Origin of the sequence: Chitinophaga niabensis, from assembly GCF_900129465.1 — a bacterium.
Lineage (GTDB): Bacteria > Bacteroidota > Bacteroidia > Chitinophagales > Chitinophagaceae > Chitinophaga > Chitinophaga niabensis.
Genome location: NZ_FSRA01000001.1, coordinates 1540999 through 1561881, shown reverse-complemented (window position 1 = coordinate 1561881; position 20883 = coordinate 1540999). Strand labels below are relative to the sequence as shown.

The following is a 20883-nucleotide window of genomic DNA, read 5'->3' as shown; positions in this document are numbered from 1 at the left end:
TAATAAGGACGCGGGTGACCAGGTGTAATTTTACAGTATATAAAAGATATTAAAATGGAAACCGTACAATTTAAGACGAATATTAAGTGCACAGGATGTATTGCTGCCGTATCACCGGTATTGAATGAGCTGGCCGGAGAAGGTAAATGGGAAGTGGATCTGTTGAGCCCGGAAAAGGTATTGACTGTAAAATTGGAGAAAGCGAGTGAGCAGGAGATCAAAAAGGCGATTGAAGGTGTGGGTTATAAGGCAGAGGAGATTTCCTGAGTGAAGGCGAAGGTGATTAGTCAGGATGACGGCGATCACAAGATTGGCGTAAAGGCAAGTTCCTGATCAAAGGCGATCGGAGAAATGGATCACAAGATTGGCGTAAAGGCACGTTCCTGATCAAGGGCGATCGGAAAAATGGATCACAAGATTGGCGTAAAAGCACGTTCCTGATCAAAGGCGATCGGAAAAATGGATCACAAGATTGGCATAAAGGCACGTTCCTGATCAAAAGCGATCGGATGAACAGGCGTTATCAGCATCATTTTTACGGGCGGACCACTCCGCCCGTATTTTTTTGCAGCTTGCCATTAGCGAACACAGCATGTACTAAAAGCGGACATTTACTATCATTACACAAATCATATCCATTTGATTTATAACAGGTAATGATTCTGGCATTCTCTTGGTGGATGCCTTGCCGATCAATTACCACGATATGCTGCATAACTACTTTCTGGTATCCTGGAGGAATATTGTAAAAGATAAGGTTTCTTCCATCATCAATATAGGCGGGCTCGCTGTTGGGCTGGCCATTACCATTATGCTCCTGTTATGGATCAGGGATGCTATGAACTATGATAAATTCCATGCAAAGCTTCCCCGGATACACCAGTTGATGTTCAACCACCAGTTGGGTGGAGACATTGGCACATCCAGGTCTGTAGCCGGTCCTTTGGCAGCTGTGCTGCGTGAGGATGTACCGGATATCAGATACGCCGCCCGTACCACCTACACCAATCAGCAAATGGTCCATGCCGGTGAAAACAGTTTCTATGAAAGAGGTTTCTACGCTGAGCCGGACCTTTTCCGCATGCTCAGCTTTGAAACTATTGAAGGCAACCCCATTACTGCATTGCAAGACCCCGGATCTGTAGTGATCACGGAAAGAACGGCTAAAAAACTCTTCGGTACAGGAAACGCAACCGGCAAAATACTGCAGCATAATAATGTACACGATCTGAAAGTGGGAGCAGTGATCAGAGACATCCCGCTGAACAGTACTTTCCAGTTCGATGTAGTACTACCCTTTAAAATATTTGAACAGGAAAACAGCGAATGGATCAACAGGTGGGATAACAACAGCATCCAGACATGGGCGGAACTAACGCCCTCTTCCGATATTACTATTGTCAATAAAAAAATACAGGAGGCCGTTAAAAGACATGCAGATGTTGAGAAAGTTACATTCTTTGCTTATCCCCTGGCTGACCTGCACCTGTATGGCAGTTTCAGGAATGGCAAAGTAAGCGGTGGATTGATAGACGGTGTGAAGGTGATGATCATTACAGGAGTATTCATCTTACTGATTGCCTGCGTGAACTTTATGAACCTTGCCACGGCACATTCTGAACGCCGTGCCAGAGAAGTAGGCGTACGTAAAGTTTTAGGTGCTCCACGAAAAGTGATCATTATACAATTCCTCGCGGAAGCATTGTGTATGACCTTCCTTGCATTGCTTTTAGCCTTATTGCTGGCCAGGATGGTCCTGCCCTTTGTGAACCGCCTCCCCGACGTTCATTTCAGTTTTGATGTTTTCAACTGGCCTGTTCTGGGTGCGTTAACCGGCATTACCATTATCACAGGCCTGGTGGCAGGTAGTTACCCTGCTTTCTTTTTAAGCAACTTTAAACCCGTGAAGGTATTGAAAGGTACAGTAACCAACAATAAAGGCGGCGCTCTTCTGCGCAAGGGATTGGTGACCTTTCAGTTTGTGATCTCCATCTTCCTGATCATTTCCATTGTTGTTATTTTCCGGCAACAGCAACATATACAAAACCGCCCACTGGGTTATGAAAAGGAGAACCTGATCATCATACCCGCAAGAGGTGATATGGGCGACAAGTTTAGTTTATTCAAAGCAGAGGTACAACAGATCCCCGGCGTGCAAAGTATTTCAGCAGGTAGTAATAATATGATCAAATTTGGCGGTAGCGTAGATGGTATTCAATGGCCGGGCAAAACAGATGATCAGAACTTCCCTGTTACTGTTACCACCGTAAATTACGACTGGACAAAAACAGCAGGTTTAAAAATGGCCGCAGGCCGTGATTTTGATCCTGCTTATGGTGCAGATACGTCCGCCTGCCTGCTCAATGAAACAGCGGTAAGAAAGATGGGCCTGAAGGAACCTGTGATCGGCACTAAACTGGGAGATAAAACAGTAATAGGCGTGGTAGAGGATTTTGTTTTCAATCAAGCCAGTTCTAATCCCGGCCCCATGATGATCAGCCTCGGCACTGGTGGCAGCTATTTCTTTGTCAGGTTAAAGAATGATAATAACTGGCAGAAAACGGTGAGCCTGATTGAAACAGCTGCGAAACGAAGCAATCCCAACTATCCTTTCGAGCTGCAATTCATGAAAGCGGAGTATGATAAAGAATACCGCGGCCTTCGTGCAGCAGCGCAGCTTACATTCGGATTGGGCCTGCTTGCCATCTTCATTTCCTGCCTTGGGTTGTTTGGTCTTTCTACTTTTCTCGCAGAGCGGCGTAATAAAGAAATTGGTATACGCAAAGTATTTGGCGCCGGTATTATGAAGATCTGGTTCTCCTTATCCAAAGACTTTATGAAACCTGTATTAATAGCTTTTGTACTGGCCTCTCCCCTCGCCGCTTTTGTAATGCAAAAACTACTGAGCGACGCAGACTACCGGATAGAGCTATCCTGGTGGATGTTTGTTCTATCCGGACTGGTGGCCCTTATCATAGCAGTGGTTACGGTGAGTTTCCAGGGCGTAAAAGCAGCCCTGAGGAACCCGGTGAAATCGTTGCGGATGGAATAATATTATGTGGCCTGAATGTATTAACGCATGACATAACATTCCTGCGGGAGATTATATTCAGGCCCCCTCCCATTCTTCATAGAACTTTTCAAGGAATGTTTCCATGAAAGCATGTTTCTCTTCCGCTAATGCTTTTCCGGTGGCTGTGTTCATCCTGTCTTTCAACAGCAACAGCTTTTCGTAAAAGTGATTGATAGTAGGTGCCGTGCTGGCTTTATATTCTTCCCGGGTCATTTGCAGCCGGGGTTTTATGGCAGGGTCATACAGGGGGCGGTTCTTGAAACCACCATAATTAAACGCGCGCGCTATGCCTATAGCCCCTAAGGCGTCCAGTCTGTCTGCATCCTGCACAATACCCAGTTCCGGCGAATAGAATTCCCTTGCATTATTACCTCCTTTGAAAGAGATATGCCGGATGATGTTCTCTACATGTTTGATCGTGCCCGCGGGGATGTTCTGTGTTTGCATAAAAGCAACGGCTTTAACGGGCCCGATCTCCTCATTGCCGTCATGGAACTTTGCATCTGCGATATCATGCAGCAAAGCCCCTAATTCTACCACCAGCAGGTCTGCCTTCTCCTTTTGTGCGATCAGTTTAGATCTTTGCCATACACGGTGGATATGCCACCAATCGTGCCCACCTTCGGCCCCTTCCAATTCCTTTTTTACAAACTTAACTGTTGCATTGATAATGTGTTCCATAGCCCCCAAATCTACTAAATCTGTATATAAACCCATTTTATGAAAATTATGTATACTTTAGTGTATCCTTAGGCCTGGTTATCCATGAAAAAGTACTTGCTCTTTTTTCTTTTCCTTTCCTTTTTTCAATATTCCTTTAGTCAGCAGAAACAATGGTACCAATGGTATTATGGCAAGGGCGTGGGTCTCGACTTCCGTACGATCGGGCCTACCATGATCACCGGCAGCGCATTGAACCAGATGGAAGGCTCCGCATCCGTTGCAGATGAAAACGGGGCGCTTTTATTTTATACAGATGGCGTTACGGTTTACAATAAATTGCACCAGGTAATGGTGAACGGCACTAACCTGCGGGGAAATATATCCAGTACACAATCCGCCCTGATCGTTCCTAAACCGGGCGACAAAAATATCTACTACATCTTTACAGTACCCTGGCGCGGAGATACCGATCCCCTGAACGGATTAATGTATTCTGAAGTGGATATGCGGCTGGATGGCGGCAATGGGGCTATTACGGCCCTTAAAAACATTGCGATCGCAGGGAGTTGTTATGAAAAGCTGGGGGCCGTGAAACATTGTAATAACAGGGATGTATGGGTTACTTCGTACATTCGTACCAGTAATACCTTTATTTCTTACCTGGTTACTCCTTCCGGTATCAGCGCTGTGCCTGTTATCAGCGGCAGCGGTATGCGGATAGTGCCGGCAGACCAGACAGAAGGATATCTCCGTTATTCCAGCAACGGGCGGAAAATGGCGGTAGCTTTCTACGAGCTGGGATTTCAGATCTTCGATTTTAATAATCAAACGGGTGAGCTAACGAATCCCATCTCCTTTAATTCCTGGGATTTTCCGGCTAATTATCTATCTCCCTACGGGATTGAATTCTCCTACAACAGCCAGAACCTCTATATCAGCTCTACCAATTCCTGGGGCGGCGGCGGGGAATTGCTGAGCATGGACCTTTCCAGCTTTACAAAGAACGACATCCTTGCTTCTGTCAGACAGGTGTTGCCATGGGATGATTTCAGGGAAGTATTCAGCCTAGCCCTGGGGCCGGATAAAAGGATCTATATGGCTGAAAAAATAACCAGCACTTATACCAGCGTATTAACAGACCCGGATAACCGCGACCGGCCGGGTTACAGTGTTTATAATTTCAGGTCCGGTAATACAACGCTGGGACTTCCCAATATTATAGCCGGGGGGAACGATGAAAATGATGCGGTTATCAACACAGATTATGTTTGTAATGAACTGAGAACGATCTACAGTTTTAACAGTGTGAACCCTCCGGATTCCGTTCACTGGCATTTTGGAGATGGTACGGATACCACACGTATACCCAATGGCATCCACGATTTTGCAGCAGAAGGCAATTACAACATCAGCCTCATCCTCTATTATCCCTGCCATACTGATACCATCTGGCAGGACCTTGATATGCGAATCCCTGTTGTAAACCTGGGCAACGATACAGCAGTGTGTATCGGTAAACCGCTTACGTTGAAAAGTGATCTTGCCGGAACTGCTTACGCCTGGAATACGGGGAATACAACGCCTGAAATAAATGTTACACAATCCGGCACTTACTCAGTGGAAGTAACCTATGGTGTAAATAACTGCAAAACACAGGATGAAATTTATGTTGACTTCAGGCCTTATCCCGAACTAAAGGCATTGCGCGATACATTTATCTGTGATAATATTCCCGTGCAGCTAGATGTGGATATACAACAACCCGGGGCATTGTATTACTGGCAACAGGTACAGCAGGGACCTGCTATCAGCATCACCCAACCAGGCACCTGGCATGTGCGGATCTCGCTGAATGGTTGTGATACTGCTACCAGTTTTAATGTAGTGCAGGATGCACTGCCGCGTTTTGAACTCGGGCCGCCTGTGCAGATCTGCTACAATGATAAATTAGTGCTGGACCAATCGCAATACAATTACCCGCGGTATACCTGGCAGGATGGTTCTCATGCTGCATCTATCACGGTGAGGCAGGGTGGCAAATACTATCTTGAAACGGCTAACCGCTGTGGTACTTACAGCGATACACTGATCGTTATGCAAAAGGATTGTGAACCGGAATTTGTTTTTCCTACTGCATTTTCTCCTAACAAGGATGGCGTGAATGATCTTTTAAGACCAGTGTTCCGTGGAAATATTACTGACTATCTGCTGCAGGTTTATTCCCGCTGGGGCAACCTGTTATACCAATCCAACAATCCGCACCAGGGATGGGACGGACGCCAGAATGGAACGCTGTTGCCCCAGGGCAGTTATATTTGGCATCTGCAATACCGTTCTCTTACCACAAAAGAAATAAAGCATAATACGGGTAGTGTGGTGTTGATCAACTAGCTTGAATGCATTTAAAAATAAGCTTACGGGAGATATCTTAACCAGCGAAAGTCCCTTGGGAAGAAGAGCTAATGAGGATGTTTTATCCGGTGCAAGGGGCTATGAAAATACTTTATATGCTATTCGCATTAGCTGGTTGAATGGCACTGAGCCGTATGGAAAAAATCAGATGACAGCTGGATAACCGTAGACACTAAGGCCGTCTACTTCAAAAGGAATGTGATGACTAAATTACATCTGACCGCTCCCAGATCACCGAAACGGATTGGTCTGGTAATGAACTGATAAACTCCTGATCTTAGTAAAAAAAACTGCCGGTACAATGTGCCGGCAGTTTTTTTACAGGTAATCGCACCCGAACCTTTCCACCATCTCCCATACAGGTATAGCTTTCTGTCCTTTTTCCGTTAAACGGTATTCCACCCTGGGAGGTACTTCCGGGTAAGATGTTTTTTCTACCAGCCCTGCTTCCACCAGGTCTTTCAGTTCCTGAATGAGCATCTTTTCACTGATATCCGGAATGGAGCGTTTTAATTCACCATACCGTTGCATACCATCTTTCAGGCAACCGATCAAAACCATTTTCCATTTGCTCCCGATCAGCATCATTGCCCTTCTCACACCACACTTCTCACTATGAATTAAATGCATCAGCATAATTTTATTGTTTTGATTATCAACAATTCTAACCTACAGGTAAGCACCCTACCAGCGGGTAAGTACTTGTCAAATGTAAAGAATTGACGCAGCTTTGGCAAAATTAAACGGAACAACATGAAACGTTCATTATGCGTATTCTTTCTCTTCGCGGTTAGCATTGCGCAGGCTCAAAACAGGCTGGCCAGGATAGACCAGTTCATTAACGGCGAAATAAAAGCAAATCATATTGCAGGTGCCAATGCCCTGATCATCCGGAATGGCAATGTAGTGTATAACAAGTCCTTCGGTTATGCAGACCTACCATCAAAACGACTTTTAAAAAGTGATGATATTTTCAGGATCGCTTCTTTCACCAAAGCAGTAACGGCGCTTGCAGCCATGATGCTTTGGGAAGAAGGCAAGTTCCTGCTGGATGAACCGGTTTCCAAATACCTGCCGGCCTTTAAGAACATGCAGGTGGTGGATACTTTTAATCCGAAGGACAGCAGCTATACTACTAAACCTGCCAACAGGGAGATCACCATCCGTGATCTGCTGCGGCACACTTCCGGGCTCGCCTATCCCGTTCCTTATCTCAGCGAGGATAGAATGGTGGCAATTTATTCAAAGGCCGGTATAAGGCTTGGAATGGGCACTACGGCGATCACTAACAAACAAGCCATGGAAGCACTGGCAAAAGTGCCTTTACAGCATCAACCGGGCGAACACTTCACCTATGGATTAAGCAGTGACCTGCTGGGATACCTTGTAGAGACCTGGAGCGGACAATCTCTGCCGGCGTTTTACCAGCAGCGGATCTTCCTGCCTTTGGAGATGCAGGATACTTATTTTACGATCCCTGCTGCGAAACAAAGCCGCCTGGTGAGTATCCATCAGCCAATGGCAGATGGCAGTATTGTAAAGGTTGACTATCCCATTTATGATAAAGCGGATCCATCCTATCCTAATCAGCCCAGTACTTTCTTTTCCGGTGGTGCAGGGCTGAGTGGTACTATCGGGGATTATGCAAAATTCCTGACCTTGTTCTTAAACAAAGGCACGTATAAAGGGAAGCGGTTACTCAGTTCTAAAACCGTAGACCTCATGCTGAGCAATCAATTGCCCGAGGGTACTACTGCTTCCCCTGTTCCGCAGATGACGGCCGGTTTTGCATTCGGTTTAGGTTTTGCACTGGAAACAGAAAAGAATGATTATGTGCTGCCGTTGACTGTGGGAAGCTTCAGTTGGGATGGGGCTTTTCAGACGCATTATTTTGCAGACCCTAAGGAGCATTTGATCGGGATCATTTTTACGCAGCAGTATTTCTCTCCATACTGGTCTAATGGGGAAAAGTTCAGGAATATGGTTTACCAGGCTATAGCTCAGGAATAGGTAGATAATGCTTAGCAGCCGAAAAATAAAACGGGGATGTTTTTCGAAACATCCCCGTTTTTTTATTATACCCTGAACCATTCATTACTGAATGATCACTTTTTTCGATGACTTCGATTTTCCTTTTGTAACGGTGAGGATGTATAATCCTTTCTTCAGGCCATGCAGGCTAAGATTATGCCTGCCATAGCCATTCTGCTGAGTCCAGATCCTTTTACGTTCATTCGTATTGAAATCGAACAATTCAAAGGTTACTTTTTCCTCAGACAATTCTTTATCTAACGTTACAATAAGCTGGCCGGAAGTGGGGTTAGGTGAAACTTCCATCCGGAACATAGGCCCGTCGCAATTATAATACGTAGTTACATCTTTCTGGGTGATCAATCCTGCACCGCAACCATTTACACCCCAGGCCATAAATGTATAATTAGTGGGGTACCAGCCAAAAGAAACATCCATACTTTGCATATAACCTCCCTGTATGGGTGAGCCCGGGCCATTCGCTGATTCAAACACCATGAAGTAAATATCCGTTACACCGGGTGTAGGGCCATGGGGGCTTAATACCCAGGTATATGTATTACCGGCCAGGTAACAGAGCTGTGTAGGATCAAAGAGCGTTTCGATGGTATGTGTAAGCAAGCCGGGTGTGCCTTTAAACACATTCAACCTCCGTGTGGCAATACCGCATCCGGTAGAGATATAAACTTCCACCCATCCCGGGCCGTTGGAACCAGTACCACTCACTGTAACTGAATGGCCGGAACCACTAACGATCAAATTGCTGCTGCTCGTCCAGCTATACGTTGCGCCGGAAATGTTCTGTACAGAAAATACAGAAGGGCTGCAAACTTCTGCGGGGCCTGAGATAGCTGTGGATACATAATAAGTATAATCAAACTTATAATAGGGATGATCATTACTGCTATGTTCCACCAAAGCCTGCGCTCCCCATTTAGATTTCCAGATACCGGGTGTGGATGTTGTGATGGCCGAGTGATCTCCAATACCCAGGGAAACCTTGCCAGGGTATGTTTCTGTGCATACCTGCACATAACTTCCATCTGTCATGTAAATATCTTCGTGGGTGGTAGTGCCCACACCTATCCACCTTACCGGCCCGCCCTCTATCATGTTCCAGGCATAGCTATGGCAATTAAACCTGGCTGAGGAACTAAAACCATCATTAAAATATGAACTTTGCACTGCGTTAGGGTATTGTGTGGCAACAGCAATATCCGCGTTAGCTCTCGCGGCCGGACTTGCTTCAGATATAATAAATGCATTTACGGTGCTGCCTTTGGGTGTGGTGATATTGCTTTGTGTTTGTGCAAAAGCAAGCGTGGGTAACAGGCATATATATAACCAGTAAATCTTTTTCATAGAAGGATTCATTTCAGGGTGAGGGATAGATTTAGTTGATCTGTTTCCGGGTTTGCAGGATCACATTCTTTGAAACCGAAGGTGGTATAAAAGCTCCTTTGTTCAGGGCACTGTCGTCACTCCTTCTACTAATGCGATATGCGGCCCAGGCGGAAGAACCGAGGTTCAGTTCTCCAAAAAAATCAGTCAGCCGTTCCTTCTGCTCATATTTGGTTACCAGGGCCTGTAATACAGATCTCTTGCGTGCTGCATCGATCTTATTGGTCACTTCCGGTTGTGCAAGGATCATTTCCAGGAAACTGACCTTAAATGAGAAGATAGCTCTGTTGTATTTTCCTTCCAGGGAGGTTACGGAGTCCATCCGTAATTGTGCATACCTTTCTACCGATACCGCTACCAGGTCTTTACGGGATAAGAGTTCGGGGAAGGCCGCAAAATTGGTCTTCAGCATATCCACCCCATCCTGCAGGGTATTGAAGAAAAAAAGGTCCATGCTGAGCGGGTAATCCAGCACGGCTTCCAGCAGTGCTGCTGTGGAGAGTTTACCTGCAATGTCCGGTGGGATCTGGCTTGCATCTACTCTTTCTTTGTGGCTTTTTAGTGCTTTCCAGTTATCTGTGCCGGGTTTGATCGGGTAGTCAAATCTTTGCTGGGCTAATACCCATACGGGTAACAGGAATAAACATAGTGTGAGGGGAATCTTTTTCATTGGAGAAGGGTTTAGCGTTAAGGGATTTCGGGATCGGGTATAACAATAGTAATTTAATCTTATCCTGATAATTATCAAAATAAAAGCCTCCCGATGTAATACCGGGAGGCTTTTTGGGCTGATTATCAGCTTAATCCTTTATTTCATCAGTGCCTGTAATTGTGCTACGGACAATTCTACTTTCGGGGCAAATGCTTTTGAAGCCATGTATTGCTCCAGGCTATAACGCAGTTGCCTTGCAGCGGGCCTTTCTTCCAGTTTGTTCGTAAGGTCCAGCGAAGTGAGGATCAGTTTTCCCTTTCCTACTTTTGCTTCTATCACATTGGCCATCTTCCTGTTCCTGAAGAAATTATCGATCACGCGCACAAGTGGTGTAAGTTCCGGTAAAGGATCAATGACCATGGTTTTGGAAGAAGTGATAAGGTCCCACCACTGCCAGTTACTGTAAAACTCCGTTGGGAAATCTTTAAAAGCAGGATGTTGCGGATCACATAAAATGCCCATGGTGCCAGGCTGGTCAGGGAAGTGTACAGGGCTCCAGAATACAGGTGCAAAACGGCCCTCTACGCCTTTGAGCGCGGCCGTATCCGGGTTCAGCAATACGTTCCTGCCTGCTTCCAGCAAAGGCAATGCTTCGTTCAAAGTTTTTACGATCACGCCGGTTTCCAGTTTTTCAGGATATACCCAGATCGTCCATTGGTTCCTGTAACCGGCACCGTTCAGATGAATGGTCACTGCGGTGGCTTCCTTTATTTTTTGCAGATCAAACGTAAAGCTGCCAAGGGATTGGCCGGTACCCATTTCTATATCCTGCGCAGGGATCAGGCCCGCTGCGAGTTCTTTACCGGATGCATCTTTCGCCATCCAGTTAATAGCACTGTTCTTTAATACAGCACGGCTGAAATTCGCTACTTCTACTTCTCCTTTGAATTGTTCATTGCTGGTGTAAATAGCTTTGTCAAAACGAAGTAAGGGTACAACCGGGCCACAATAGGTACGGTGTGTTTCTGCTGTTACCAGTCCTTTACTATCCCAGAAAGCATCCAGGATCCCTATCAGCGCTGTGCCCTGTCCCGGAAAATCGTGGAGGTCCAGCAACTGGAACCCGCTCAAACCTTTTGTTTTCAGGGCGCGTTCTATCTCTTCTTTGTAGAGGTTGGCTGCGAACTTACCACTGGCCAGCAGGAATTGCTGTGATAAGGGCAGTAGCCCTTTTTGCTGTAAGTCCTTTTGAATAGCTTTAAAGTTCAACGGGTCCAGCACGCCGGTATACTTCTTTATTTCCTGCATGTTCGGATACACAGAATATTGCCCTATCTCATGTGTGATAATTGGAACGGGGATGCTGTCTATTGCTTTGGTATAATCAGTGGAGAAGTTGGGGGCATAGGTATTGAAGATGCCCTGTCCCCTCACCCATCCTTTCTTTGTATACTGTGTGATGAAAAATTCATCTACGGGTTCAGGGAAGCGGCCATGATCTTTCTGGAAAGAAAAGGTAGTACTGGTGTATAAATGGCGGGGATCATTTTTCTTCAGCGTGGTGAGCAGCTGCGCAAGCCAATTGAAATCTCCTTCCAGTTCATTGCCCATGGACCAGAAACAAAAAGAAGGATGGTTACCATAGTTTACAATGATGTTTTGTCCTTCTGCTGCCAGCCACTTATCCATCGGATCATCCTTTCCGGCGTTCTTGTTCCAGAAAGGTAATTCCACCTGCAAATAGAAACCCATGGAATCTGCTACTTCAAAAGCTGCTTCGGGCGGGCACCAGGAATGGAAGCGCAGATGATTGAGGCCATACGCTTTTGCTGCGCTGAACACCTTTATCCATCCGGGTTTGGTCATTGGTGGGTAACCTGTTAAAGGAAAGATATTACATTCGAGCGTGCCCCTTAAAAAGATACGCCGGCCATTGATCTGCAATAAACCATTTTCATTGGAAAGCTGCCGCATACCAAAGGCAGTGCTGGCTGTTCCTCCATTGAACTGTACAGATACCTTATAAAGATCAGGAGAAAACTCATCCCAGAGGGATACATTGTTTCCCATGGGAACTTCGAGTTCTTTCAACCCACCACCGGGAGGAATGGTCACATCCATCTCTTTATCAAAAGCAAATTGTTTGCCGCTCACTTTTACTTTCAAACGGGTGCTGGCGGCGGTACTCATTTCGTTCAGCAGGGAAACAACGATCCTGGCTGTTTTCTTTTGCACATCCGGAAATGCCTTCACATCATGGATATAGGCCTGGTTCTTTGCGATCAGTTTTATTTGCCCGATGATCCCGTTCCACATGATCTGCGTGCCATTGGTATAAGCATGCGCCATATCGCGTGTGCTCATATCATACAACTTCCTGTTATCTATCCTGATCACCAGCTTATGTTTTTTACCGGGCGTCAGCAACCTGTGTAAGGGAAAAATATGTGGCGCACTCAGGCTTTCCCCTGTAAAGGACGCTTCTTTTCCGTCTACCCATACCTGTGATTTCCAGATCACCCGCTCCAGGAACAGATCCATGCGTTTTCCTTTCCAGCTGGCCGGGACCATGATCTCCCTGCTGTACCAGGCCGGGCCTATATAGGAATGTTTGCGGGTAAGCATCAGCAATGTTTCCTTATTGAGCGAATCGGCCGTTAAGGTGGCAGGATCACCTACCCCGGCGTCGTCCAGCGTGCCAGGCAATTTCAGTTTATTTTCGAACGACTGGTTAAACCATTGTTCTTTGATGCCTTTATCCTGTGCATCTAACCGGTACCGCCATTCTCCTTCCAGTGAGATCGTTTGTGCCTGTACCTTCAGCATACAGCACAATGCCAATAAAATTAAACTAACGCGCATGTAAAAGTGGTTGTTCCTGCAATTGCCGGATCATTGATAAATGTGTTTGCGCACCAAAGTGCATATCCTGTTCAAGTACCCGTGTAAAGGCTTCCGTTGCTTTATCATACTCCTGTAAGCCCAGCCATCCCAGCCCCATCATATAGCTGCAATGCAGGGTGTTCCGCACGTTGGCATCATCTTCAAAGATGAGCAGGTCTGGCAGGGACACCGCAAAGTAATCGATCTTCACTTCATCCTGCAAATGTGTTTCACCATACTTCAGCAGTTGACGGAAAATGGTATTGGCTTTCTCCTGCTCTCCCAATGCTGCCCATGCAAGGCCCTGGTAGAAGATCTTGTCTGGCGGCTGATCATTATAGAACATAGCGGCGGATGGCTCTGATAGTCCTTCTGTAGCTTTAAGCAGGTATTGTTTTGACAACTCGCCATTGTATGCCATGCCCAACCAGTAAAAGATATCATTTTCCTGTGCGCCGAACAGTTTGCCTTCTCCCAGGCTATCCGGGTATTCCTGTGCCATTTTCAGCTTCCTGATAGCCGCTTCATAATCTTTGTTCTGCATGTGTTGCCGCGCCATACCGGTAAGGCTGTAGAGGTATTGCCCGGAGACCTTTCCTTCCCCTCCTTCCCATGGATGGAATTTCCTTTGCATGATCAGTTCAAAAGCTTTTTCGAACTGACCCATGAAATTGTAGATGGCGGCCCTCTCCAGGTAAACATCATCCCGCCAGTTCACCAGTTCCAGGTTATTTTCCAGCAACAACAGGCGGCTGGAAGGATCTTTATGTAATCTTTTGTACAACTGGTCCAGCTCCATCAATACCCGTGCATCTGTTGGGTCCAGTGCAAAAGCCTTTTCAAAATAATAAAGGGCTTTGGTTTTGTTCTTCCTTTTATTGAACCAGGCTATGCCCAGGTTCCTGAATACTGTCGGGAAGGTATTATCCCTTACGGCAGACAACTCCCACATGTCTATTGCTTCCGCATACTGCCTTTTATCATACCAGAGGCAGCCCAGGTAATAAGGTGCTTTGGCATCTTCGCTGTTCAGGGCAATGGCCAGTTTCAATACGGCAACATCTTCTATCCTGTTCGGGAAACATAATGCAGGATCTGCTTTGGCTGCCTGTTTAAAGTAAACAAGTGCCTGCTCTGTATTACCTGCTTTGTAATGGAACCATCCGAGATAATATGCCTGCATAGGCCCGCCTTTTACAAGGCTGATGAGCGCAATGGCTTCTTCATACAAACCAGCCGACGCATAGTCGATGGCATATTCAATGAAATTATGTTCGTTCTCACGGCCCAGTTTCAATAAGGTGTCCTGCTCTTTCAGTTCGGCATACAAGGTGAGGTTGAAGATATCACGGCGTAATGCTTCCTTACATACTTCCCTTGCTTCGTCCTGTTTGTTAAGTTTACGGAGGATCATGGCTTTCAGTGCCCAGGCTTTACTGTTCCGGGCATTCCTGTCCAGCGACCATTCTATCTGCTCCAGGGCTTCTGCATAATTACCTTTGGCTGTACTGATCTGGGCTAGGGAAAAGTAACTGCTATCCTGCCAGGCACTGTTCCAGGTAGCTTTATAGAACATTTCATACGCTTCTTCAGTCTTGCCCTGTAATTGCAAACAGAGGCCGAGGTTGTACAGCGGCTCACCGTAATAAGGATTAGGGTTCCGCTGTGTAAGTGTTTCAATCGCTTTACGGAAATAGGCTTCGCTTTTTTCTATGCTTCCCCTTCTCAGATACCATACGCCCAGCGCATTATTGCATCGCAGGTCTTTAGGATCACGGCGTAATGCTTCTTCGTAATAATCTACGGGGTTATAGGTTGCGTGGCGGTATTGCTCCAGGTGCAAACCTGTAAGGAAAAGTTGTTCGTTGTTCTCTACATCTTTAGGTTCCGGTGCGGCCATGGCAGGTTGGGGAATTTCATTCTTCCGGTTGGCAGCAGGCTCATAACGCAACAGTTCTTTCCCAAGCTGGTCCTTCAATATCACCAGCAGCGTTTCTTCTTTTACCTGTATGGCTTTCTGGTAAATAACTTCGGGGGACACATTGATCTTATCTGTGAAAAGCAAGGAATTGTTCACATACAATTCCAGCGTGATACCGGTTTGAATGCCGGTGGCAAACACTTTAACAGCGGTATCGCTGGCATAGATCAGCAGGTCTTTATTGGCATTCTTTACGATACCCAGTTCCCGGTAAGGCATGAAATACTGGGTGAAGGATTTTTCCTCGTAAGGCATCAGCCAGCTGAAATCCGGTTGATTGTCTGTAAAAACACCTGTCATCAGTTCTATATACGGGCCATCTTCATCCGTGAGGTTCTTGTCCCATGCTTTGCCGAAGTCGCTATGTCCCCAGGTCCATTGCTTTTTGCCGGGAGAGAGGTGGTGATTGGCCACATGCAGTAATCCTGCCTGTGAGTCGTTCTCATATCCTCCTACAAAATCATAATCGGAACGGATAGCCATATACGAAGTGGGCACCGGGATATTCTTATAGCGGGAAATATCCGTGCCGGGTGCATAGTCTACTTTGTAATAAGTACCGGTAGCAACCGGGAAAGTGGATACATCGCGTTTGCCATGATCGAATACGGCATTCACGTCCGGCGGAAATACAGACTGGTAATCGTCGTTCACTTTCACGGCCGGGTTGGCCCACCACAGGAAGGTCTGTGGCAGCGCAGTACGGTTGTAGAGCTTCCCTTTTATTTCCAGGTAAGCTTTATCAGGATGTAAGGTAAAACCAGCCATTCCCTTGGTATGGAACATCTTTTCCACTTCATTCACCCACACGGTTTTACTGCCATCCCTGTTTTCTTCTATGGTATGATCAACAGGTTCAAAAGTACTGGGGCGGTGATGCTGGGGCCAGTTGAATTCTATGCCGCCGGAGATCCATGGCCCGCATAAACCAACCAGCGCGGGTTTGATCACCTGGTTGTAATAAATGAAATGTCTTTGCCCTACTTTATCATAAGCCATCTGTATGCGGCCGCCTAATTGCGGCAGTACCATGATCTTCAGGTAGCGGTTCTCCAGGAATACCGCTGTGTAGATCTCGTCCTTCTTTTCATCAAAGATCTTTTCTATCACCGGGTTAGGATAAACAACGCCGCTGCTGCCCTGATACACACGCTTTTCAAAGAACATCGGGTTTTTGTCGGGTTTACCAATGCTGTACGTTGGGATATTGATCTTTTCTTCCCAAACCTGCACCAAAGAATCGCTACTCATGTCTGTGTTTTAATGTCCTGTTAAATGTTGTTCTAATTGCTCAAGGGATTGCCCTTTTGTTTCCTTTACCTTACTTCTGATGAACAGGAAACCCAGCGCGCAGATGCCGGCATACAGGTAGAATGGTCCATAAGTGCCCAGTTGCTCTGCCAGGATGGGGAAAGTAAACACAAGGATGAAATAGGCACCCCACAGGGAAACGACTGCAATAGATGAAGCCAGCCCCCTGATGTGGTTAGGAAATATTTCTGATATCAATACCCAGGTCACCGGGGCCAGTGAGGTAGCATACAAGGCAATGGCCAGCATCACAAAAAAAGAAACGAGCCGCACATCCAGCTGGTTCTGCAGTAGTGATGCCAGGATGATATATACTACGGAAAGGCCTGCCGAACCGATCAGCATCAAGGGTCTGCGTCCCAGCTTATCCACCTGCCACATGGCCACTAAGGTGAATACGAGATTTACTACACCAATGGTGATGGTTTCAAATAGCTGGCTATTGAGGTCTGCCCCTACGGAGGCAAAAATGGTAGAAGTATAATTGAATACGATATTGATACCGCATAACTGCTGGAACACTGCCAGGGTGATACCGATCACTACTGCCGGCCTTACTGCTTTTTCAAATACAGCTTTGTACGATGGTTTTTCAGATGGTCTTTCAATGATCACATCCTCATTGCCGATCTTTGCCAGGATCTTTTTTGCTTCCGCTGTTTTGCCTTTGCCGATCAGCCAGCGCGGGCTTTCCGGCAACCATAACACACCCAGCAAAAAGATGGCGGAGGGTACTGCACCCAAGCCAAACATCCAGCGCCATGCTTCTGCACCTTTATCGGCCAGCGTATAATTCACCAGGTTGGTGATCAATATCCCTATTACTATCGTTAACTGGTTGATGGAAACATTCCTGCCCCGTACATGTGCAGGAGAAACTTCCGCGATATACAAAGGGCTCAGGATAGAAGCCATGCCCACACCGATACCCGCGGCAAAACGCATGCAAACGAACACCGTCAGGCTGTTGGACCATGCCATGCCTAAGGATGAAAGTGTGAAGATCAGCGCAGCCAGGATCAGCCCGGGCTTTCTGCCATAACGGTCTGCCAGTTTTCCGGCAGCCAGGCAACCTACCATACAACCTAATGCCAGCGAGCCGGTTAAAAAACCTTCCCACCATGCATTGAGGCCAAAGGCTTCGCGCAGGAAAGGCAGTGCACCGGAGATCACTGCAAAATCAAAACCAAAGAGGTATCCGCCCAGCGCCGAAATAAACGAAATGCCGATGATGTAAGTATGGTTGAATTGTTTGCTCATTATTGATATTTTCCTGTTAATGTTACAACAGATTTAGCGGGTACCCTAATTTCACCGGCAGTTGATTGTGTTCTTTTCAGGTTATTAGTAGCATCTGTTGTATACTGATCTAACACACCAACCGTCAATCCGTTCAGTTGTATCGTTTTTTCCTTTGCTTCCGGGTTTACCAGCACTACCACCACTTTCTTGTCTGCTTCCTGTTTCCAGGCAGAGATCATCAATGTTCCGGCAGCTATAGCAGGATCGTTATTACCGGGGATGGAAGTTTCCACACGTTTCATACCGGGCCGGATGAAACGTGCATAGTTACCGAATGCCCAGAGTTGTTTTGAATCCAGCACAATGCCGTCTGTTTTACAGTTCGCTACATTCATCTGGCCGGCGGGATCGTTTATATACACCAGTGCATCACTGTAGTTATAAGGGCTCACAGCCAGCCACCACTGCCAGGAATTCATATTGGCGATCACAAGATCGTGATGGATGGTTTTGGCTACATACAATCCGTATTCGATGCCGGTATTCCTTGGCGAGCCATTGTACTGGCCGCAGATATCTCCAAGTATTCCGAACTCCGTTTGCCAGGTGTTCAGTGTGGCATCCACCTGGTTGATCTTATTCACCAGTTGCTGCCTTGTGCTGATCAGCGTGTTATCCGGGCAGGTTGTAAAGTAACTGTGCCCTGAAATAGTATGCGCCATATTGGGCAGGTTGCCGATGTAGTTGGCAGAAGCCGTGTTAAAGAACTGCGTGATCTGATCTCCGCGGTTATCCGTATTGGTGCCATAGAGGTAAGCCAGTGTACCTGCTTCCCCTACTACTATCTGGGAACCGGTGCCTGCCAGTTTAGGCGCAATGGCTTTGCAGAGTGCGGCTATTTCGTCATTCGTGCATTGCGTACCTTCCTGGCCGGCAGAGGTAGCCTGGCCCCAGGCCCATTGCGGTTCGTTTACGGGGCTCAGGTAATCAAACCCGAAGTGTTTGGTTACTTCTGCCATAAAACCCGCGTATGCGTCTAATTTGCCATCCTGTATGTTTAGGGAGGTGCCGCCGGAACTATTATATGCTTTTCCGTTCTTAGACATGAACACGGGAGGGGTCAGGGAAAAGCCCAGCGTATATTTCACGCCACGTTGCCTGGCCGCCTGCAGGAACCATTGCTGGCCCTGCTGCCTGGACCAGTCGTAGGTATTATCCGGGTTCATAAAACATTCCTCCCTTCTCCATTCATCCGCAATATTACTATTAACGCCCTGTTCATAACTACCGCCGCCGATGTTAAAACGCCAGAGTGATAAACCGATCCCCTTTGGCGTTCCGTTTGCCGTAGTGTCCATGCTGAATAACAGATCGGCTACCTGATCCTTTTTCTGCACATTCGTCCATTTTCCAATGAACTTGGTGGTCCAGCAATCGGAAGCGCCAAAGCTGTGAATGGTTTGCTTTGTGCTGCCCATATTGATCGTAACAACCGTTTTAGGTTTTTGCAGGCAGGTATCCACACCCAGGAAGAAACAGGTGTTGGGTTCCTGACCCGGAGGTGTTGAACTTTTCCCGCAATGAATAGCCAGGAGCGCAAGGCAAAACAATTTCATGATCGTTCTCATACTTAAATTCCTTAAAAATATCCGGGGTTCTGTTTCACAGCACCTTCAGAAATAATGATCTGGTTGGATGGAATAGGCCACAGGGAATGGATCTCAGGGTTGAAGCTGAAACCTTTGTTCTGCAACTCTACAGGGTTCGTCTTTTCCCATACATCCGTACTGGTTTGCGTATTGTACAACACAAAACTTCCGTTTGGCCCCATAATGCTGTTGATCACCGGTTTGCCGGCCTGGTCTTTCCATCTGCGGAGATCATACAAACGATCTCCTTCAAAAGCGAATTCAAGCCTTCTCTCTTTACGTACGGCATTGATGAGGTTCCAGCCGGTTAATGCCATATTCGTGCTGAGGTTCACCCTGTCGCGCACTCTTTTCAGAGAACCGAGTGCCTCTGCTGTTTTATTCTGCATGGCACAGGCTTCTGCATGGATCAGCAATGCTTCTGAAAACCGCAGGATCTTGTCGTTCAAAGCAGGTAATCCGTTCGCCGGCCTTTGTGCTTTTGGTATGTAATGTTTACGGCTGAAACGTGCTGATTTAGAATGACTGTTTAACGCAGGATAAGGGCGGCCATCAAACGATGGCGTATTAGGATCACCAGCCACCGGTAAACCGTGGCGGTTAATGGTCCATTGCAAACGAATGCTGTCTCCTTCCGATTTATAGGCATTCTCCAGGTCGCTGGTGGCGGAATAATATCCCCAGCCGGCATCAGCAACAGAGTTCAGCATTTTAGCAAAATCGTTCGCTGGCAGCGAAGGCACCTGTGAGGAACCGTTCTGATGTTCAAAGATCGATTCTGCCCCATTCCTGTAAGTATAAGCCCATAGCGTAGCAAAACTGGGTTCAAGATTATATTCACCCATGTCTATCACCTCTTTGGCCGCAATCTCTGCCTTTGGCCAGTCTTCCATATACAGGTAGGTTTTGGCCAGCAGCGTTAAAGCCGCTCCTTTGGATGCCCTGAACTTTTCTGTTGCAGGGTACTGCGATTTTTTAGGCAGTACCGCCACGCCTTCCTGCAGATCAGCTACCACCTGGTCGTACACTTCTTTTACCGTGTTACGCGCGGGGTGATTATCAGGAGAAAGGATCGTTAACACAATGGGTACACCTCCCCAGTTCCGCACCAGGTCAAAGTAACACCAGGCACGCAGGAACCTCAGTTCCGCAATGAATTGCTTCTTGCTGTTCTCATCAATGGGTGCACGCTGGATACCTGCAATGGTACTGTTAAAACGGCCGATACTTTTATAAAGGTCTATCCATTGCGCTTCATTCCTGTCGTTCGCAGCATCAAGCGTATAATGCGCTACGGCATCGTAAGTAGGGTGTGTAGACTGATAAGTATTGCCTATCCATGCATTATCACTGGAAGCTTCTCCGGACAGGAAGCGGAAGTTGAGGATCTCCCACCAGGTAGCGTAATCTATAAAACGATAAGCAACCAGTGTGGAAGTATTACATTGTGCGAGTGTGGTATAATATTGTGATTCTACGATAGCAGAGCCATAAGGGTCCTGATCCAGAGAACAGGAACTTCCCCCTATAACAAACCCTGCAAAGAGTAATATGAATTTTTTCATAACAATGCTTTTGAAATTTT

The 20883-nt window shown here is 46.7% G+C and carries 13 protein-coding genes; 4 read left to right on the top strand and 9 right to left on the bottom strand.

Going from position 1 to position 20883, the window contains the following annotated elements; translation table 11 throughout:
- The first annotated feature begins 54 nt into the window (after positions 1-54).
- Positions 55-267, top strand: a complete 213-nt coding sequence (locus BUR42_RS05800) for a heavy-metal-associated domain-containing protein (protein ID WP_074238317.1) — start codon at positions 55-57, stop codon at positions 265-267.
- A gap of 439 nt (positions 268-706) precedes the next feature.
- Complete coding sequence (locus tag BUR42_RS05795; protein WP_074240469.1) at positions 707-3052, top strand: ABC transporter permease; 2346 nt, start codon at positions 707-709, stop codon at positions 3050-3052.
- Positions 3053-3109: 57 nt separating this feature from the next.
- On the opposite strand, the gene BUR42_RS05790 is transcribed toward BUR42_RS05795, so the two are convergent.
- Entirely contained in the window at positions 3110-3754 is a 645-nt protein-coding gene (locus BUR42_RS05790) for an HD domain-containing protein (protein WP_074240468.1), read from the bottom strand.
- Positions 3755-3838: 84 nt separating this feature from the next.
- Here BUR42_RS05790 and BUR42_RS05785 point away from each other — a divergent pair, with 84 nt between their 5' ends.
- On the top strand, positions 3839-6127 hold the full coding sequence (locus BUR42_RS05785; protein ID WP_074238316.1) for a T9SS type B sorting domain-containing protein: 2289 nt from the start codon (positions 3839-3841) through the stop codon (positions 6125-6127).
- Positions 6128-6466: 339 nt separating this feature from the next.
- On the opposite strand, the gene BUR42_RS05780 is transcribed toward BUR42_RS05785, so the two are convergent.
- Positions 6467-6778, bottom strand: coding sequence for a winged helix-turn-helix transcriptional regulator (locus BUR42_RS05780; protein WP_074240467.1), 312 nt, complete (start codon positions 6776-6778; stop codon positions 6467-6469).
- A gap of 123 nt (positions 6779-6901) precedes the next feature.
- Here BUR42_RS05780 and BUR42_RS05775 point away from each other — a divergent pair, with 123 nt between their 5' ends.
- A complete protein-coding gene (locus BUR42_RS05775) occupies positions 6902-8158 on the top strand; it encodes a serine hydrolase domain-containing protein (RefSeq protein WP_074238315.1) in 1257 nt (418 codons plus the stop codon).
- A gap of 84 nt (positions 8159-8242) precedes the next feature.
- On the opposite strand, the gene BUR42_RS05770 is transcribed toward BUR42_RS05775, so the two are convergent.
- From BUR42_RS05770 to BUR42_RS05740, 7 genes are all read right to left on the bottom strand, one after another.
- Positions 8243-9541, bottom strand: coding sequence for a T9SS type A sorting domain-containing protein (locus BUR42_RS05770; protein ID WP_159442221.1), 1299 nt, complete (start codon positions 9539-9541; stop codon positions 8243-8245).
- Positions 9542-9572: 31 nt separating this feature from the next.
- Positions 9573-10250 carry a hypothetical protein gene (locus BUR42_RS05765; RefSeq protein ID WP_074238313.1) on the bottom strand — a complete coding sequence of 226 codons (678 nt, stop codon included), beginning with the start codon at positions 10248-10250 and terminating at the stop codon, positions 9573-9575.
- Positions 10251-10388: 138 nt separating this feature from the next.
- Positions 10389-13094, bottom strand: coding sequence for a glycoside hydrolase family 2 (locus BUR42_RS05760; RefSeq protein ID WP_074238312.1), 2706 nt, complete (start codon positions 13092-13094; stop codon positions 10389-10391).
- Positions 13084-16347, bottom strand: coding sequence for a DUF5107 domain-containing protein (locus tag BUR42_RS05755; RefSeq protein WP_074238311.1), 3264 nt, complete (start codon positions 16345-16347; stop codon positions 13084-13086). The genes BUR42_RS05760 and BUR42_RS05755 overlap by 11 nt, the downstream gene beginning before the upstream one ends.
- Before the next feature lie 9 nt (positions 16348-16356).
- Entirely contained in the window at positions 16357-17667 is a 1311-nt protein-coding gene (locus tag BUR42_RS05750; RefSeq protein ID WP_084185426.1) for a sugar porter family MFS transporter, read from the bottom strand.
- Complete coding sequence (locus tag BUR42_RS05745) at positions 17667-19277, bottom strand: glycoside hydrolase (RefSeq protein WP_200798222.1); 1611 nt, start codon at positions 19275-19277, stop codon at positions 17667-17669. The genes BUR42_RS05750 and BUR42_RS05745 overlap by 1 nt, the downstream gene beginning before the upstream one ends.
- Positions 19278-19288: 11 nt before the next feature.
- On the bottom strand, positions 19289-20863 hold the full coding sequence (locus BUR42_RS05740; RefSeq protein ID WP_074240465.1) for a RagB/SusD family nutrient uptake outer membrane protein: 1575 nt from the start codon (positions 20861-20863) through the stop codon (positions 19289-19291).
- Between the last annotated feature and the right edge of the window lie 20 nt (positions 20864-20883).

Coding starts and splice junctions, on each gene's coding strand:
- BUR42_RS05800 (WP_074238317.1), top strand. CDS start 55: ATGGAAACCGTACAATTTAAGACGAATATTAAGTGCACAGGATGTATT.
- BUR42_RS05795 (WP_074240469.1), top strand. CDS start 707: ATGCTGCATAACTACTTTCTGGTATCCTGGAGGAATATTGTAAAAGAT.
- BUR42_RS05790 (WP_074240468.1), bottom strand. CDS start 3,754: ATGGAACACATTATCAATGCAACAGTTAAGTTTGTAAAAAAGGAATTG.
- BUR42_RS05785 (WP_074238316.1), top strand. CDS start 3,839: ATGAAAAAGTACTTGCTCTTTTTTCTTTTCCTTTCCTTTTTTCAATAT.
- BUR42_RS05780 (WP_074240467.1), bottom strand. CDS start 6,778: ATGCATTTAATTCATAGTGAGAAGTGTGGTGTGAGAAGGGCAATGATG.
- BUR42_RS05775 (WP_074238315.1), top strand. CDS start 6,902: ATGAAACGTTCATTATGCGTATTCTTTCTCTTCGCGGTTAGCATTGCG.
- BUR42_RS05770 (WP_159442221.1), bottom strand. CDS start 9,541: ATGAAAAAGATTTACTGGTTATATATATGCCTGTTACCCACGCTTGCT.
- BUR42_RS05765 (WP_074238313.1), bottom strand. CDS start 10,250: ATGAAAAAGATTCCCCTCACACTATGTTTATTCCTGTTACCCGTATGG.
- BUR42_RS05760 (WP_074238312.1), bottom strand. CDS start 13,094: ATGCGCGTTAGTTTAATTTTATTGGCATTGTGCTGTATGCTGAAGGTA.
- BUR42_RS05755 (WP_074238311.1), bottom strand. CDS start 16,347: ATGAGTAGCGATTCTTTGGTGCAGGTTTGGGAAGAAAAGATCAATATC.
- BUR42_RS05750 (WP_084185426.1), bottom strand. CDS start 17,667: ATGAGCAAACAATTCAACCATACTTACATCATCGGCATTTCGTTTATT.
- BUR42_RS05745 (WP_200798222.1), bottom strand. CDS start 19,277: ATGAGAACGATCATGAAATTGTTTTGCCTTGCGCTCCTGGCTATTCAT.
- BUR42_RS05740 (WP_074240465.1), bottom strand. CDS start 20,863: ATGAAAAAATTCATATTACTCTTTGCAGGGTTTGTTATAGGGGGAAGT.